The 13,868-nt window shown below is 63.9% G+C and carries 14 protein-coding genes; 3 read left to right on the top strand and 11 right to left on the bottom strand.

Translation table 11 applies throughout. The features are described 5' to 3' along the window. Positions 1 to 121 precede the first annotated feature (121 nt). From metC to COA07_RS16035, 3 genes are read left to right on the top strand one after another with little or no spacing between them, the layout of a single operon-like run. Positions 122 to 1,201, top strand: a complete 1,080-nt coding sequence (gene metC, locus COA07_RS16045; RefSeq protein ID WP_096641336.1) for a cystathionine beta-lyase — start codon at positions 122 to 124, stop codon at positions 1,199 to 1,201. 54 nt (positions 1,202 to 1,255) lie between these two features. Then, positions 1,256 to 2,443: a threonine synthase gene (locus COA07_RS16040; RefSeq protein ID WP_169803499.1), complete on the top strand. Its 1,188-nt coding sequence runs from the start codon at positions 1,256 to 1,258 to the stop codon at positions 2,441 to 2,443. Beyond that, the gene (locus COA07_RS16035; RefSeq protein ID WP_064312610.1) at positions 2,440 to 3,735 is read left to right on the top strand and encodes an APC family permease; all 1,296 of its coding nucleotides are present in this window, start codon (positions 2,440 to 2,442) and stop codon (positions 3,733 to 3,735) included. The genes COA07_RS16040 and COA07_RS16035 overlap by 4 nt, the downstream gene beginning before the upstream one ends. Positions 3,736 to 4,018: 283 nt before the next feature. Here the strand turns inward: COA07_RS16035 and COA07_RS16030 are convergent, their stop codons facing one another. The 11 genes from COA07_RS16030 to COA07_RS15980 form a co-directional block, all read right to left on the bottom strand. Continuing rightward, positions 4,019 to 4,300 carry a type II toxin-antitoxin system YafQ family toxin gene (locus COA07_RS16030; protein WP_004212690.1) on the bottom strand — a complete coding sequence of 94 codons (282 nt, stop codon included), beginning with the start codon at positions 4,298 to 4,300 and terminating at the stop codon, positions 4,019 to 4,021. Continuing rightward, positions 4,287 to 4,550 carry a type II toxin-antitoxin system RelB/DinJ family antitoxin gene (locus COA07_RS16025; RefSeq protein ID WP_064312611.1) on the bottom strand — a complete coding sequence of 88 codons (264 nt, stop codon included), beginning with the start codon at positions 4,548 to 4,550 and terminating at the stop codon, positions 4,287 to 4,289. Before COA07_RS16025 ends, COA07_RS16030 begins: the two co-directional genes overlap by 14 nt. A gap of 375 nt (positions 4,551 to 4,925) precedes the next feature. Continuing rightward, on the bottom strand, positions 4,926 to 5,363 hold the full coding sequence (locus COA07_RS16020) for a DUF411 domain-containing protein (protein WP_064312612.1): 438 nt from the start codon (positions 5,361 to 5,363) through the stop codon (positions 4,926 to 4,928). Between the two features lie 79 nt (positions 5,364 to 5,442). Continuing rightward, positions 5,443 to 6,684, bottom strand: coding sequence for an MFS transporter (locus COA07_RS16015; protein WP_064312613.1), 1,242 nt, complete (start codon positions 6,682 to 6,684; stop codon positions 5,443 to 5,445). Then, the gene (locus tag COA07_RS16010) at positions 6,678 to 7,664 is read right to left on the bottom strand and encodes a copper resistance protein B (protein ID WP_174525799.1); all 987 of its coding nucleotides are present in this window, start codon (positions 7,662 to 7,664) and stop codon (positions 6,678 to 6,680) included. The genes COA07_RS16015 and COA07_RS16010 overlap by 7 nt, the downstream gene beginning before the upstream one ends. Then, complete coding sequence (locus COA07_RS16005) at positions 7,661 to 9,367, bottom strand: copper resistance system multicopper oxidase (RefSeq protein ID WP_066708073.1); 1,707 nt, start codon at positions 9,365 to 9,367, stop codon at positions 7,661 to 7,663. Before COA07_RS16005 ends, COA07_RS16010 begins: the two co-directional genes overlap by 4 nt. A 25-nt stretch (positions 9,368 to 9,392) precedes the next feature. Further along, entirely contained in the window at positions 9,393 to 10,418 is a 1,026-nt protein-coding gene (adhP, locus tag COA07_RS16000; protein ID WP_066708079.1) for an alcohol dehydrogenase AdhP, read from the bottom strand. A 26-nt stretch (positions 10,419 to 10,444) separates the two neighbouring features. Then, entirely contained in the window at positions 10,445 to 11,965 is a 1,521-nt protein-coding gene (locus COA07_RS15995; protein WP_066708082.1) for an aldehyde dehydrogenase family protein, read from the bottom strand. A gap of 252 nt (positions 11,966 to 12,217) precedes the next feature. Further along, positions 12,218 to 12,547: a hypothetical protein gene (locus tag COA07_RS15990; protein ID WP_004212674.1), complete on the bottom strand. Its 330-nt coding sequence runs from the start codon at positions 12,545 to 12,547 to the stop codon at positions 12,218 to 12,220. Between the two features lie 147 nt (positions 12,548 to 12,694). Further along, the gene (locus COA07_RS18460) at positions 12,695 to 13,096 is read right to left on the bottom strand and encodes a hypothetical protein (protein ID WP_015449265.1); all 402 of its coding nucleotides are present in this window, start codon (positions 13,094 to 13,096) and stop codon (positions 12,695 to 12,697) included. Between the two features lie 318 nt (positions 13,097 to 13,414). After that, positions 13,415 to 13,705 (bottom strand): hypothetical protein, encoded by a 291-nt coding sequence (locus COA07_RS15980; RefSeq protein ID WP_007406388.1) that lies wholly within the window; start codon positions 13,703 to 13,705, stop codon positions 13,415 to 13,417. Positions 13,706 to 13,868: the final 163 nt, after the last annotated feature.

Raw genomic sequence — 13,868 nt, 5'->3', positions numbered from 1 at the left:
AGCCGAGCCTGCCAGCCATCAGACAGGCGATCCTCAACCTCTTCGCTCAGCCGCCGCCACTGCGATGCCCTCACTGTGAGAAGCTCCTAGCAGACGCGGTCGATCCTAAAGTGCCAAAGTAGTGCTAGAAGCCTATTTGTCACGACACGACCGCCTTTACGATGGCGTCGTTTACGGTCTTTACGGCACGGAGACGACCTTCGCCCTCGCCGCAGCGATTGCCAAACTCGAGCACGGCCATCAGACCGTGATAACCTCATCGGGGACCGCGGCGATTGCCTTGAGCCTCGCCGCCTTCCTCAAAGAGGGCGATCACGCGCTCGTCATCGACACCGCCTATCGCTCGACGCGCCGTTTTTGCGACGAGGTCCTGACCGGCTATGGCGTCGAAATCTCTTACTTCGACCCGGGCATCGGCGCCGGCGTCGAGGCGCTGCTCAGACCCAACACAAGGATGGTGTTCCTCGAAGCGCCAGGCTCGATGACGTTCGAGATACCAGACGTCCGGGCGATCACGCAGGTCACGCGGCGGCACGGCGTCATCACGGCGCTCGACAATACCTGGGCAACTCCCCTTTTCTTCCGCCCGATCGAGCATGGCGTCGACATTTCGATCGCCGCCGCCACCAAATATCTGTCAGGTCACTCGGATGTCATGCTGGGAGCGATGACGGCCGCGAACGCCGATGTTTATACCCGCATCAAGGATATGGCAGCGCGCTGGGGTAATATCGCCAGCCCCGATGATTGCTATCTCGTACATCGAGGGCTGCGTACACTTGACGTTCGGCTGGAGCGGCACCAGCGCAACGCTCTCGAGCTGGCCCAATGGTTTGACCAGCAGCCTGAGGTCCGGCGAGTTCTCTATCCCGCATTACCGTCCGACCCGGCACACCGAATCTGGCTACGGGATTTCACGGGGGCGTCCGGTCTCTTTGGTGTCCTTCTCGAGCCGCTATCCCCATCTCAGAGCGCGGCGTTCTTCAACGGACTGCGCCTGTTTCGGCTGGGGTCGAGCTGGGGTGGCTTCGAGAGCCTGCTTGTGCCGGCCTGGCCGCCGCCGGCACGCAGCTGCCTGCCGGTCGATGATGGCACCCTGATCCGTGTCCACGCGGGCCTGGAAGCAAGCCCCGATCTGATCGGCGATCTCGACGATGCTTTTCGCCGCCTTCGCGCGATCTCCCACCAAAAGGATGCATGACGTGATGGCGAACGAACGGTCGAAACAAATGGTGAGAGCATGATGGGTGCGCCAGTGAGGACGTCCGAACGGCGCGATCCCGATGTCATCAACCCTTGGCTCACGGGCTTTTCCTGCATCCGCTGCCAGATGGAACTACCTGTCGGCGACTATCCGGAAGGCTGCCCGATATGTCTGTCCCGCGGCACGCCGGCATCGGTCCGTCCCGTTTACGGCCGCTTGCCCGATGTCGTCGGAAATCCGCAAAAGCGCGGAATGGCCCGCTACGCCGACTGGCTCCCCTATCGGCAATGGACTTCCCTCGGCGAGGGTTCCACCTCCTGCATTTCCGCCCAGCCCCTTGCAGATCACATGGGCATGGCGGGGATTTTCATCAAAAACGAAGGGCAGAATCCAAGCGGTTCCCACAAGGACCGGGTAAGCGGCCTGACGGTGACTCGGGCATGCGATGTCGGTGCGCGGGGGATCGTCGCGGCATCGAGCGGCAACGCGGGCGCGTCGCTCGCCCTCTACGCGGCGGCAGCGGGCCTCCGATGCAGCATTGTCGCGACCCCGGCGCTACAGCCGCTCCATCGCCGCGCGATCACTGCGACCGGCGCTCGGCTGATCACAGCCGGCGACAGCCTTGAGCGATGGAAAACAGTCGAGCGTATGGCAAGGGAAGGCTGGTTCCCGGCGACCAATTATCTCGCTCCGCCAGTCGGCAGCAACGCCTTCGGCGTGGAAGGTCTGAAGACGCTCGCCTTCGAATTGTTCGAGGATCTTGGGGCTGAGCGGCTGGATGCCATATTCGTGCCGACCTCACGGGGCGATCTGCTATGGGGCCTGTTTCAAGGCTTCCACCAACTGCGCGAGGCCGGTTTCATCGCCACGCTGCCGCGCCTGTTCGCAATCGAACCTTTTCCACGAATTAGCAGGATTCTCGCAGGGGAGAGCCTGGACGGCAGCTATCCGGGATCGACTTCGCTGTATTCGATCGCCGGTTCCACCGTCACCTACCAGGCAGTCGAGGCGATCCGGCGATCGCATGGCGACGCCGTCACCGTCGTCGATGCCGACGTTCATCGCGACTTCGAGCTGCTCGCGCAGTATGGCTTCTACCTCGAGCTCTCTTCTGCCGCGACCTTGACCGGACTGCGTACGCTGATCGAGCACGGCGCGATTGCGCGCGAAAGCTGCGCCGTCCTCATCGCCACATCGCATGGCTACAAGGACCAGATCGTCGACGGAGCCGCACGGTGACGGCCAAGTCCGCGTCCGACGCGTTGCTGCGCCGAGAAATTGGCCGGGTCGGCGTCGCCGCGATTGCGATGAACGGCGTCGTCGGCTCCGGCATCTTCGCGCTACCGGCGGTCGCCATCGCCCAGGCGGGGTATTTCAGCCCTTGGCTCTTCCTGCTTTGCGGCGTTCTGATCCTGTCGGTCGCGCTGAGCCTGGCGCGCGCGGCAAGCTTCTTCGACGTCACGGGCGGCCCGATCGTATACACTACCCATGCATTCGGACGCTTCGTCGGGTTTCACACGGGGCTGCTGATCTATGTCAGCCGGGTTGCAGCGATCGCAGCGAGCGCCAATCTTATTGTCAGCTACGCCGTGCCCCTCTCAAGCGCGCTTGAGTCCGGATTTCCGCGGGCGATCGCCATAGCCGCCTATATCACGGCCGCTACTCTTCTGAATGCCATGGGCGTGCGCGCCGGTATGACGGTCCTGTACCTGATCAGCATCCTGAAACTCGCCCCATTGCTGCTACTGATCGTCATCGGCTTCCCCGCCATCGAGTGGGCACGTGTCGTCGACAGCGGTCTGATCGCGCCCACGCAGCTTGGCCAATCGATGCTCGTCCTGATGTACGCCTTTATCGGCTTTGAGTTCAGCCTGATCGCTGCGGGCGAAACACGGAATGCAAAGGCAACCGTTCCCCGGGCGTTGATCGGTACGGTGATCGCCATCGCCCTTTGCTATGCTCTGATCCAGCTCGTAGCCGTCTCGGTAGGCCCGGACCTCGGGAACAGCGCCTCACCACTTGTCGAGCTGGCGAGGCGATTGACAGGAGCGACCGGGGCGATAGCCCTTTCGCTGGGCGCTATATTCTCGATTGGCGGAGGCAGTCTGACGTCTTTGCTCACCGCGCCACGCCTCACCTTCGCACTGGCCCGAGATGGAACGCTCCCCGCGTGGTTCGGTATTGTGAACGAGAGAACCCGCACGCCGGCGAACTCGATCCTGTTCTGCGGAGCGCTCAGTCTGGCGCTTGCCGTCGGGCAGCAGTTCGTGTGGCTCGTGCTCTTGAGCACCTCGGTCCGCTTGATGACCTACGCCTTGTGCATTGCAGCCTTGCCGAAGATCGAGACGAGCTTGCCGAAAGAACCAGGGCAATTCGCGCTGCCCGGGGGGCTTGTCATTCCTGCATGTGGCTTCCTTCTCACGATCTGGCTTTTGAGCCATTCGAGCATGGAATCTTTTGCCATCATGGGCGTCGTCGTCGCTCTCGGCAGCATCGTCTACCGGGCCAGCATCCGCCGGTCATCAACGTAGGGGTCACGACGGTGGAGCGAGCGGTCGGCTCTTCAAGCCCAACGCGATCGGCTCATTTCTCGCTCACCAGTCGTGAACTAACGGCAAATCTGTCAGAATTTGAGGGTGAAAGTGATTTATGGCCCTCATTTTTGTTTCAAGCAGCGCCTGCCGAATGCATCTCTGCGATTGATGTCTTCTGCAAAAGCTTGTTGGCATCGGATGCTCGTTGATCACACTTAACCCGTAATCGTGCCTCTGGCTGACATACCCGACAAACGTATAAGCTCGCCATGCGCGGGCGTCACCAACCCAATTCCGCGTGCGATCCCAAGCGCACAAGCTGCAAGGTGTCGTCATCGGGCTTGCGGTAGATCAGCACGAGGTCGGGCTTTATGTGGCAATCGCGATGGTCGCGCCAGTCGCCGGTCAGCGCATGGTCGCGGTGGCGCGGTTCAAGCGGCTCGTCGGATGCCAGCGCCTCGATGATCGGGATCAGGTCAGCGTCCAGCGTCTTGGCGTGCTGCCCCTTCTTTTCCCGCTTGTAGTCGCGCTTGAACCGCCCGAAGCGTTCAATCGTCCGCATTGAGGTCGGCCATCAGGTCGGCCACCGTGGCGAACCGCTTGCCCTTTCCCTCGCGCGCTTCCTTCATGGCCTCGATCGTCTCGGCATTGGGGACCAGCGGTTCAAACGGCAAGGCCTTGTCGCGCGCAACGCGGGTCAGCATCAGGCGCACGGCATCGGAGACGGTCAGTCCCATAGCCGCCAGCACGGTCGCGGCTTCCTCCTTCACCGCTCCGTCGATCCGGGTCTGCACAAGAGCGTTTGCGGCCATGTCGATTTCCTTTCTGCATGACGATGTAATGCAAGCGAACGCAAAGTGCAATCAGGCAAAGCCCCCGGCTATCGACATGGCGACCGGGCTTCGCGTTTTTCCCCTTCAATGCTGTGAGTGCCATCGGTTCGGGGCCCTGATCGGGAATGTTGGGGCCGTTCCCACACTTTCGGTGGGCAAACGGTCCCACAATCGTTCCCACATTTTGCGCCAAATTCAGGCAAATCAGGGAGACGACCACGACTTACAAGACAAATCGTTGCTTTTCCAGTGTAGGCAGGGACGCCTTCAGCTCGCTTGACACAAGGTTCTACACTCGACAGCGGGGTCCTCTACCACCGGGCAATTCTGCAGGATGCTGCAAACCGCGCGATATCAATGGCGGGCGAAAATTCGCTGACCGGCGCTGCCGAAGACCACCACCGTATAGGGTTGGCGGGCAGCGCCTGCCACTTCCATGCCCTCCGAACCGATCGGCATCCCCGCAACCGCAATGCCTTTGACGCCCGCAGGACGGGTCGCCAGCAAGCGCTTGACGTCGGATATCGGGACATGGCCCTCGATCATATAGCCATCGACGATCGCGCTGTGGCAGGATGCCAGCCTCCGGGGCATGCCGGCCCTGCGCTGAAGCTCGCTGCGCGACGCATCGTCACGCATGACGACCTTGCGTCCCAGCTTCGCGCGCACGGCCTGCGCCCACTTCTCGCAACATCCACATCCCGGATCCCGGTGGACAACGACATCACTGGCCGCAAGCGCCACGCCAGGCATGGCGAGGAACAGCAAGGCGGCGGATAGGCGGGTCTTCATAAAATGACTCCCGGAAGAACGATAAGCATGGGGCAGTGGCCCCTCCTTTTCTATACGCATCAATGCGCCCCTCCCCTCATCACGCAGATGATTTTACGATGGCGGGCGGCCTCCAGGCTAGCGGCAGGGACACAATAAGTGCCAGCGACAGACCACCAATCCCCCACAGGACGAGCGGCTGCGCCCCGGGAGCGACGATGGCGATCGCCAGCGGCGCGAGCGCCTGCCCGGTGCTGGCGGCGGAATGCTGGAAACCGAGCTTCAGACCCGAAGGGGCTGCCGCACCGCTGATCCAGAAGCTGGTGACCAATCGAAGGGTTGCCGAGCTCCAGCCGGCAGCAACGATGATCCCACTGAGCTCGGCCATGCTCGCGGCGACAGGGAACAGGAAGAGCGCCGCAGCCAGCAGGCCGAGCGTCAGCCCCGCAAGCCGCCTCGGCATGGTCACCAGCCAATCGAGCCTCCCATGGAAGATCTGTGCCGCCAGCATACCCAATCCGCAAAGACTGAGCATCCAGGCGATCTCCTCGCGGCTCAGCGAAATGGCGCTCCGCGTCAAAAGGAGATTGACATGCATCGCCGCCAGCCCGCCGCCCGCGACGATCGTGACGAAAAGCAGGATCAACGTCGCACCAAGCGTCGGCGCGGGCAGGTCTCCGCCATCGATGCAAGGTGCACACCAGCGCGGCAGACGCACGGCGCAAAGCGCCGCCCCGACGGCACCGATGCCGAGAGCGAGGATCATGAGGGGAGCGCGGGGCAGGATCGCGGCCGAGACCTCCGCCACCAGCGGACCGGTGAGATCGCCCAGAAACACGAAGGCGGTCAGCCAGGTGAAGCGCCGCGCCTGGTCCGCGCGCCCGCTTGCGGCAAAGCTCGCGCAGAGCAATCCCAGCGGTATGATGGCGGCCGCCGCCGTCCCCGCCACCAGGCGCAATGCATAAAGCTCAGGCAGCCCGACGAGACCGATCGGCGCGGTCACCAGCGCGAGGATGACCAGCGCTGCGCGCAACATCGCCCGATAGTCGACCCGGTCCGCGATCCAGCCCCAGAGCGGCGCCGCCAGCAAGGCAGCCAGGGGGTGGACCGCGGTCAGGCTCGCGACATGAAAATCATGAGCGCTTGACGATAGCGCGCCACGAGCCGGGTCGACCAGTGTCGGAAGGAAGGCGAGAATGGCCGTCTGTCCCGCCGACGCCGCAGCCGCCGCGAGCAGCAAGACGAAAAAGGAGGCCGGCCAGCGACCGTTGGCTTGCGATCCAGCCTTGTCACGCGGCGCGTTCGCGGTCGATCCCTCAAGTCGCCATCCGCGGATCACCACCAGGCGCGCAAGCCGATCACCAGCCTGTGTTCCGAAGGCCCTTCCCCGCGCAGGCGACGGAAATCGGCCGTGCCGTCAAATGCGCGCTCCCAGACAAAGCCGATATAGGGCGCGAACTTGCGCGACACCTCGTAGCGCAACCGCCCGCTCAGCTCGACATTGCTGAAACCGCTGCCGAGCTGCCGATCTCTCGACCGCTTCGAATAGATATTGGTCTCTACCTGCGGCGTGAGGATCAACCGATTGGTGAACAGGACCTCATAGGAGGCCTTGGCGCGCGCCGCGAGACGCCCATCGGTTCCTACATAGCCGGTGAGCTGGACGTCGAGCCAATAAGGCGCCAGTCCCTCGACGCCGGCGGCCAGCCACGTCGTCGCGCCCTTGCCGAGATCCTGCCTGACCCCGAGCAGCGTGCCCCAGAACGGGTTCTTGCTGTGCCACCACAGCGCCTCGACGCTGCTCTCCGGATCGAGACGTTGGTCGCGGGAGTTCTTGAGCCCCTGGCTGCGCAGCCAGAGCTTGTCATTGTCCTGACCCTTGGTCCCGAGCACGGTCCAGCCCACGCCCTGACCCTCGTTGCCGCTGGTGAACTCGAGCTCATCCAGAAGTATCCTGGGGATCGAGAGCTTGTCGGCCATCTCATAGCCCGGCAGCGTCGAGTTGCGGTAGCCGTCGGCATAATCGTCCGAGTTGCGCGCGTCGGGCGGGGCCTTGCCACCCTGCATCGAGCCCATCTCCATCGTGGCGCCGTTACCGGACGCCTTCGTGTCGGTCATATCCATGCCCGGCATGTCCATGCCCGCATGGTCCTGAGAGCCTTGCGCGGAAGGGGTGTGCGGAGCGGGAGTGGCCGTTTGGGCAGGGGTGGTGGCGAGCGACGGGGGCGAGGCATCCTGCGCGAGAGCGGGAGCCGTGATCGCCGGCGCCAGGAAGAGGGCAGCGCCAAGAGCAATGCCGCGCGAGGGGAAAATCCGGATCATGCGACCACCACCTCCCGGAACATGCCGGCCGCCATGTGATAGAGCAGATGGCAGTGAAAGGCCCATCGACCCAAGGCATCGGCGGTGACGCGGAAGCTCACCCGCTGGGCGGGCTGGACCACGACCGTATGCTTGCGGACCTGGAAGGCGCCGTCCGGGCCTTCGACATCGCTCCACATGCCGTGCAGATGCATCGGATGCGCCATCATCGTGTCGTTGACGAAGGTGACGCGCAGCCGCTCGTTCGGCCTAAAATGGAGCGGCCTGGAATCGTTGAGCTTGATGCCGTCGAGCGACCAGATGAACCGTTCCATATTGCCCGTCAGATGCAGCTCGATATCGCGCTCGGGCTCGCGCGGGTCGGGATCGCCGCCCGGCGTGCGCAGGTCGACCAGCGTCAGCACGCGCCAGTCGCGCCCGCGCAGCCCGGCGCCCGGATCGTCGAGATTGGTGCGGGGATAGTCGACGCGCATGTCGGTATTGGCGCCATATTCGGTGCGGGCGTGCTGTGCCCTGGCCGGCATCTCGGTCATGCCGTGCCCGGCATGCGCGTCGCCTCCCATTGCGCCCATCGTCGCCATCGCGCCCATCATGTCGACCGGCTCGAGCCAGGTCCGGGCATCGAGCGGCGGCACGGCTGCCGCCATGCCCGGAGCCGGTGCGATCGTGCCGCGGGCATAGCCGCTCCGATCGATCGCCTGCGCGAAGATGGTGCGGGCGCCGCCCTCGGGCATGGTGAACTCGACGTCATAGGTCTCGCCCGGGCCGATCCGGAACTCCTCGACCGTGACCGGTTCGACCGGCTGCCCGTCGGTCGATACGACCGTCAGCTCGACCCCGGGGATCCGCACGTCGAAGAACGTCGCCGTCCCCGCGCCGACGAAGCGCAGGCGCACGCGCTCGCCGGGCGCGGCGATACCGGTCCAGTTGCCGGCGGGCGGCGCGCCGTTCATCAGATAGGTATAGGTCGCGGCAGAGACATCGCTGTAGTCGGTCGGGTTCATCCGCGAGCTGTTCCACATCCGCCGCCGCTCGAGCGCCTTGCCAAGGCCCATGGCGCCGACATCCTTGAGGAAGTCGCCGGCGGTCGGCTGCGCAAAATTATAGTAGTTGCTCTGCTTCTTGAGATTGAGGAAGATCTGCAGCGGCGGCTCGTCCGACCAGTCGCTGAGCACGATGCAATAATCGCGATCGGGCGCCCGCGCCGCCGGCGCCTGTTTCGGCTCCACGATGATCGCTCCATAGAGTCCCGTCTGCTCGGCGAGCGTGTGAGCGTGATACCAGTAGGTTCCGCTCTGGCGGACCTCGAAGCGATAGGTGAAGGTCTCGCCCGGCGCGATGCCGGCAAAGCTGATGCCGGGCACGCCGTCCATCTCCGCCGGCACGATGATGCCGTGCCAATGGATGCTCGACATCTCCTTGAGGCCGTTGCGCACGCGCAGCGTGACCGTGTCGCCTTCGCGCAGGCGCAGGACCGGCGCGGGCACGCTGCCGTTCACGGCGGTCGCGATACGGCGCTTGCCGGTGAAGTTGACCGGCAGCTCGGCGATCTCGAGGTCGAACTCGGTCCCGCTCAGCTCAGCGGGCGAGACTGGGGCGGATCGCGCGAGAAGCGCCGGGGCGAAACCGGCGACCGCGCCGCCGATCGCCAGCCCCTGGACGAAACGGCGCCGCGCGATCGGCCGGATATGTAAGGGAGACATGAACTGTACTTTCGCGAAGTCGGCTTCAGGCGAGGTCGAGGATGATCCGGCCCTCGATGTCGCCATGATGCATGCGGGAGAAGACGTCGTTGATGTTCTCCAGCTTGTCTGCATGGACCGTGGCCTTGACCTTGCCCTCGCCGGCGAACGCCAGTGCCTCGAGCAGATCGAGCCGCGTGCCGACGATCGAGCCGCGCACGGTAATGCCGTTCAGCACGGTGTCGAAGATCGACAACGGGAAGTCGCCCGGCGGCAGGCCGTTGAGCGCGACCGTGCCGCCGCGCCGGACCATGCCGAGCGCCTGCTGGAACGCCTTGGGCGAAACGGCGGTCACCAGCGCCCCGTGCGCGCCGCCAATGGCTTTCTTGAGCGCTGCCGAAGGGTCCTCGTTGCGCGCGTTGACCGTCAGTGTGGCGCCAAGGCGTGTAGCGAGGTCGAGCTTGCTATCGTCGATGTCGACCGCGGCCACATTGAGACCCATGGCTCGGGCATATTGCACCGCCATGTGGCCGAGCCCGCCAATGCCGGAGACGACCACCCACTCGCCGGGTCGGGCCTCGGTGGCCTTCAATCCCTTGTAGACGGTGACGCCCGCGCAGAGGATCGGCGCAATGTCGAGGAAGTCGACATTGTCGGGAAGGTGACCAACATAGTTGGGATCGGCGAGGACATATTCGGCAAAGCTGCCATTGACCGAATAGCCGGTGTTCTGCTGTTCGTGGCAAAGCGTCTCCCAGCCACCCAGGCAATGCACGCAGTGCCCGCAGGCGGTGTAGAGCCAGGGCACACCGACCCGGTCGCCTTCCTTCACATGGGTGACGCCGGCACCAACGGCGGCGACATGCCCGACGCCCTCATGGCCAGGAATGAAGGGCGGGTTGGGCTTGACCGGCCAGTCCCCTTCTGCCGCGTGCAGGTCGGTATGGCACACGCCGGTTGCCGCAATCTTGACCAGGACCTGCCCGGGGCCGACCGTCGGGATCGGCGCGTCCTCGATGACCAGGGGCTTGCCAAATTCGCGGACGACCGCCGCCTTCATGGTTTTCGCCATGTCCGTTTCTCCTTTTAAGCGGGGGGTCAGAATAGGCCGAGCGCGTGCTCGTCATAGGAGACGAGCAGATTCTTGGTCTGCTGATAATGATCGAGCATCATCCGGTGGTTTTCACGCCCGAAGCCCGATGCCTTGTATCCGCCGAAGGCGGCATGGGCGGGGTACTGATGATAGCAGTTGGTCCAGACCCGCCCGGCCTGGATCGCGCGGCCGAGCCGGTAGGCGGTGTTGCCGCTCCGGGTCCAGACGCCCGCGCCAAGACCGTAGGCGGTGTCATTGGCAAGTACGATCGCCTCCTCGACCGTCTTGAACGTGGTGACCGACAGGACGGGACCGAAGATCTCCTCCTGGAAGATGCGCATGTGGTTCTGACCCACGAACACGGTCGGCTGCACGAAATAGCCCTGGTCGAGCGCACCGCCCGGCAGCGCCCTGGCGCCACCGACCAGACACTGCGCGCCCTCGGCCTTGCCGATATCGATATAGCCCAGGATCTTGTGGAGCTGGTCCTCCGACGCCTGCGCGCCGACCTGGACCGACGGGTCGAGCGGATCGCCCTGGCGGATCGCGGCGACGCGCGCCACGGCGCGCTCGATGAAGCGGTCGAAGATCGACTCATGGATCAGGGCGCGCGACGGGCAGGTACAGACCTCGCCCTTGTTGAAGGCGAACAAAGTAAAGCCTTCGAGCGCCTTGTCGAAGAAGGCATCGTCCTCGTCGAGCACGTCCGCCATGAAGATGTTGGGCGACTTGCCGCCAAGCTCCATCGTCTGGGGGATCAGATGGTCCGCCGCGGCGTGCATGATCTGCTTGCCGGTGACGGTCTCGCCGGTGAACGAGACCTTGGCGATGCGCGGATTGGCGGCGATCGCCTGGCCAACGGTCCGTCCCGGGCCGGTAACGACATTGAGCACGCCGGGCGGCAGGATGTCGGCGGTGAGCTCGGCGAACATCAGCAAGGTGAGCGGCGTCTGGGATGCGGGTTTGATGACGGTGCAGTTGCCCGCCGCCAGCGCCGGGGCGATCTTCCACGCCGCCATCAGCAGCGGGAAGTTCCACGGGATGATCTGGCCGACGACGCCGAGCGGCTCGCGGAAATGATAGGCGATGGTGTCCGCATCGATCGTCGAGATGCCGCCTTCCTCCGCCCGGATGCAGCCGGCGAAGTAGCGGAAATGGTCGATCGCGAGCGGCACGTCGGCAGCGCGCGTCTCGCGGATCGGCTTGCCATTGTCGATCGTCTCGGCAAGTGCCAGCAACTCCAGATTGTCTTCGAGCCGGTCGGCGACGCGATTGAGAATCCTGGCGCGTTCGGCGGGCGCGATCCTTGCCCATTGATCCTTGGCGGCGTGCGCCGCATCGAGCGCGCGCTCGACATCTTCCGGCGTCGACAGCGCGAACTCTGCGATCTGGGCGCCATTGATCGGGCTCGTGTCGGCGAAATACTCGCCGCCCGCAGGAGCGCTCCAGCGGCCTCCGATGAAATTATCATAGCGGTGTCGGAAGGAGGCCGCCGCGTTAATGGTCCCGATCGCCTTCTCGAAAATAACCTGACTCCATCTCTATCGATGGCCTGACGGAGTAATCTCTTTGCCCGGGTGGCCTATAAGTAAGTTCCGCAGAAGGTAGTCTGGTATCGGGGTCGCGGGCTTGAGGGTCAGACACGCCAACAGAGCCGATGACTATTCATCGACTCCTGAACGTATTCGCGCACGCCTGATCGGAATTATGCCGAGACAGGCGTTACTCGGCCGAGTCTTCTTTTGGCGAGGGCGGCGCTTGGCATTCCAATTCTGGCGTTACGCCCGGACGCGCTTTAGGCTCACCCAATCGCCTTTCTGAAGCGTCCCGTCCCTCACGCGGAAATGAGCATAATGGTCGTCGAAAATCTGGTCGACTTCGACATGACCGACAAGACGGCGGTGGCGCGGCGTTGCGTGATAGACTTCGAGTATCTGCCCGATGTGCGCGCCATCGGCCTTACCCAGGCAGGCCACTGTGCCGCCCGCATCCATACGGACGATCTTGCCGCGCATGAACAAGCTATGGCCGATACCCTGTGCGAGGAGCGGCGTGCTGCCAAAGAGCAGAAAGCCAACAGCAGCACCGACGCCAAGATGTTTTCGCATCGCTGTTTCCTCTGTCAAGTCAGACGCTCGGACCCGGTTTTGAAAGCTGGGAGCACGGGGCGACGCTGGGCATCGTCAAAGAACTGGCCCGCCGCGGGGGAACGGCGGGCCCTCAGCCCCTGGGGTCTGTTCTCGGGGCTGGAAACCTCACATGTCGCTCATCGGCTTGTCGGCCATGGGCTTGGCGGTCTTCTTCTTCGCCGCCGGCTTGGCCTTCTTCATCGGCATCTTGCAGCAGCCACTCTTCGCCTTACCGGCCATGCCCGAGCCGTTCGATGCAGGCGAGCCGCCGGACATGCCGGCCATCCCCGACATGCCCTGTTGATCCTGCTGGGCCGGTTGCCCCTGCTGCTTCTGCGCGCCGGCCTGATGATCCTTCATCATCTGATCGTGCATCTGCTGCCCGCCATGATCCATGCCCTGCTGGTGGGCATGGGCCGGCGCAGCCTGCGCGGGCGCGGGCGTCGACTGGGCGAGAGCGGTGCCGGCGGCGAAGGTTAGCGTCGCGAAGAGGCTGACGGGCGCCGCGAGAAATGTCGTCTGTCGCATTGAGGGTCTCCGAGTGTTCTTCCTGTTGCCCGATCGACGTTCCGATCCCGGCAATTCCGAAGCTTCAATGCTGCTAGCGAGACGCTGTCTGTATACGTAAGTTACGAATCGAAATTCGATCGGCCGTGTGCCTGCTGGAGCAGGCGCGTAAAATGATGATCCGGGATCGATCAAAAATGTGACCCGGCCTGGTTTTCTCGTCCTGAGACCGGCCAGAAAAGCGATTGGCCCGCCGTGGGAACGGCGGACCAAGGCTTCGGTTGAAAGCGGCCATGATCTTGTCCGTCAACCTTGTCGTCTGATGGAATGATGGCAGGGTCAGCAACCACCGTCCGACCTGTGTGACATGCCGGAGGCGCCGTCCTGGTCCTGCGAATCCCGCATCGCCATTCGATGGCCCTGCATCATCTGGCCGTGCATCTGCTCCTTACCGTGAGCCATGCCCTGCATGTGGGCAGGATCGGGCTGGGCAGGCGCCGGCCTGGCCTTGAGGGTCTCCTCAAGATCGGGCATGCCCGGCGGCATCCCGTCCGCCAGCACCGGTCCGGCACTGACGGCGAGGAAGCCGAGAGCTGCGAGCGAAGCGATCATTGCCGTCTTCTTGCGCAAGTATCCATTCCTTCAAGTCTGGGTTTCCCGTTCGATCGAGCATATGCCCGGTCGATTGTCGCCCCTTCCGGAGCTTGCCCGTGAAATGGTGTCACCTTCCGCCTTGCTGTATACGTAATGTGCGAAGTCCGTCTCTGAGATGGCCATAAATTATCGCACTGGC

Source organism: Sphingomonas adhaesiva (assembly GCF_002374855.1).
Taxonomy (GTDB): Bacteria; Pseudomonadota; Alphaproteobacteria; order Sphingomonadales; family Sphingomonadaceae; genus Sphingomonas; species Sphingomonas adhaesiva.
Note: the sequence above shows the minus strand (reverse complement) of the source record. Positions and strands in the feature narration are given on the sequence as shown.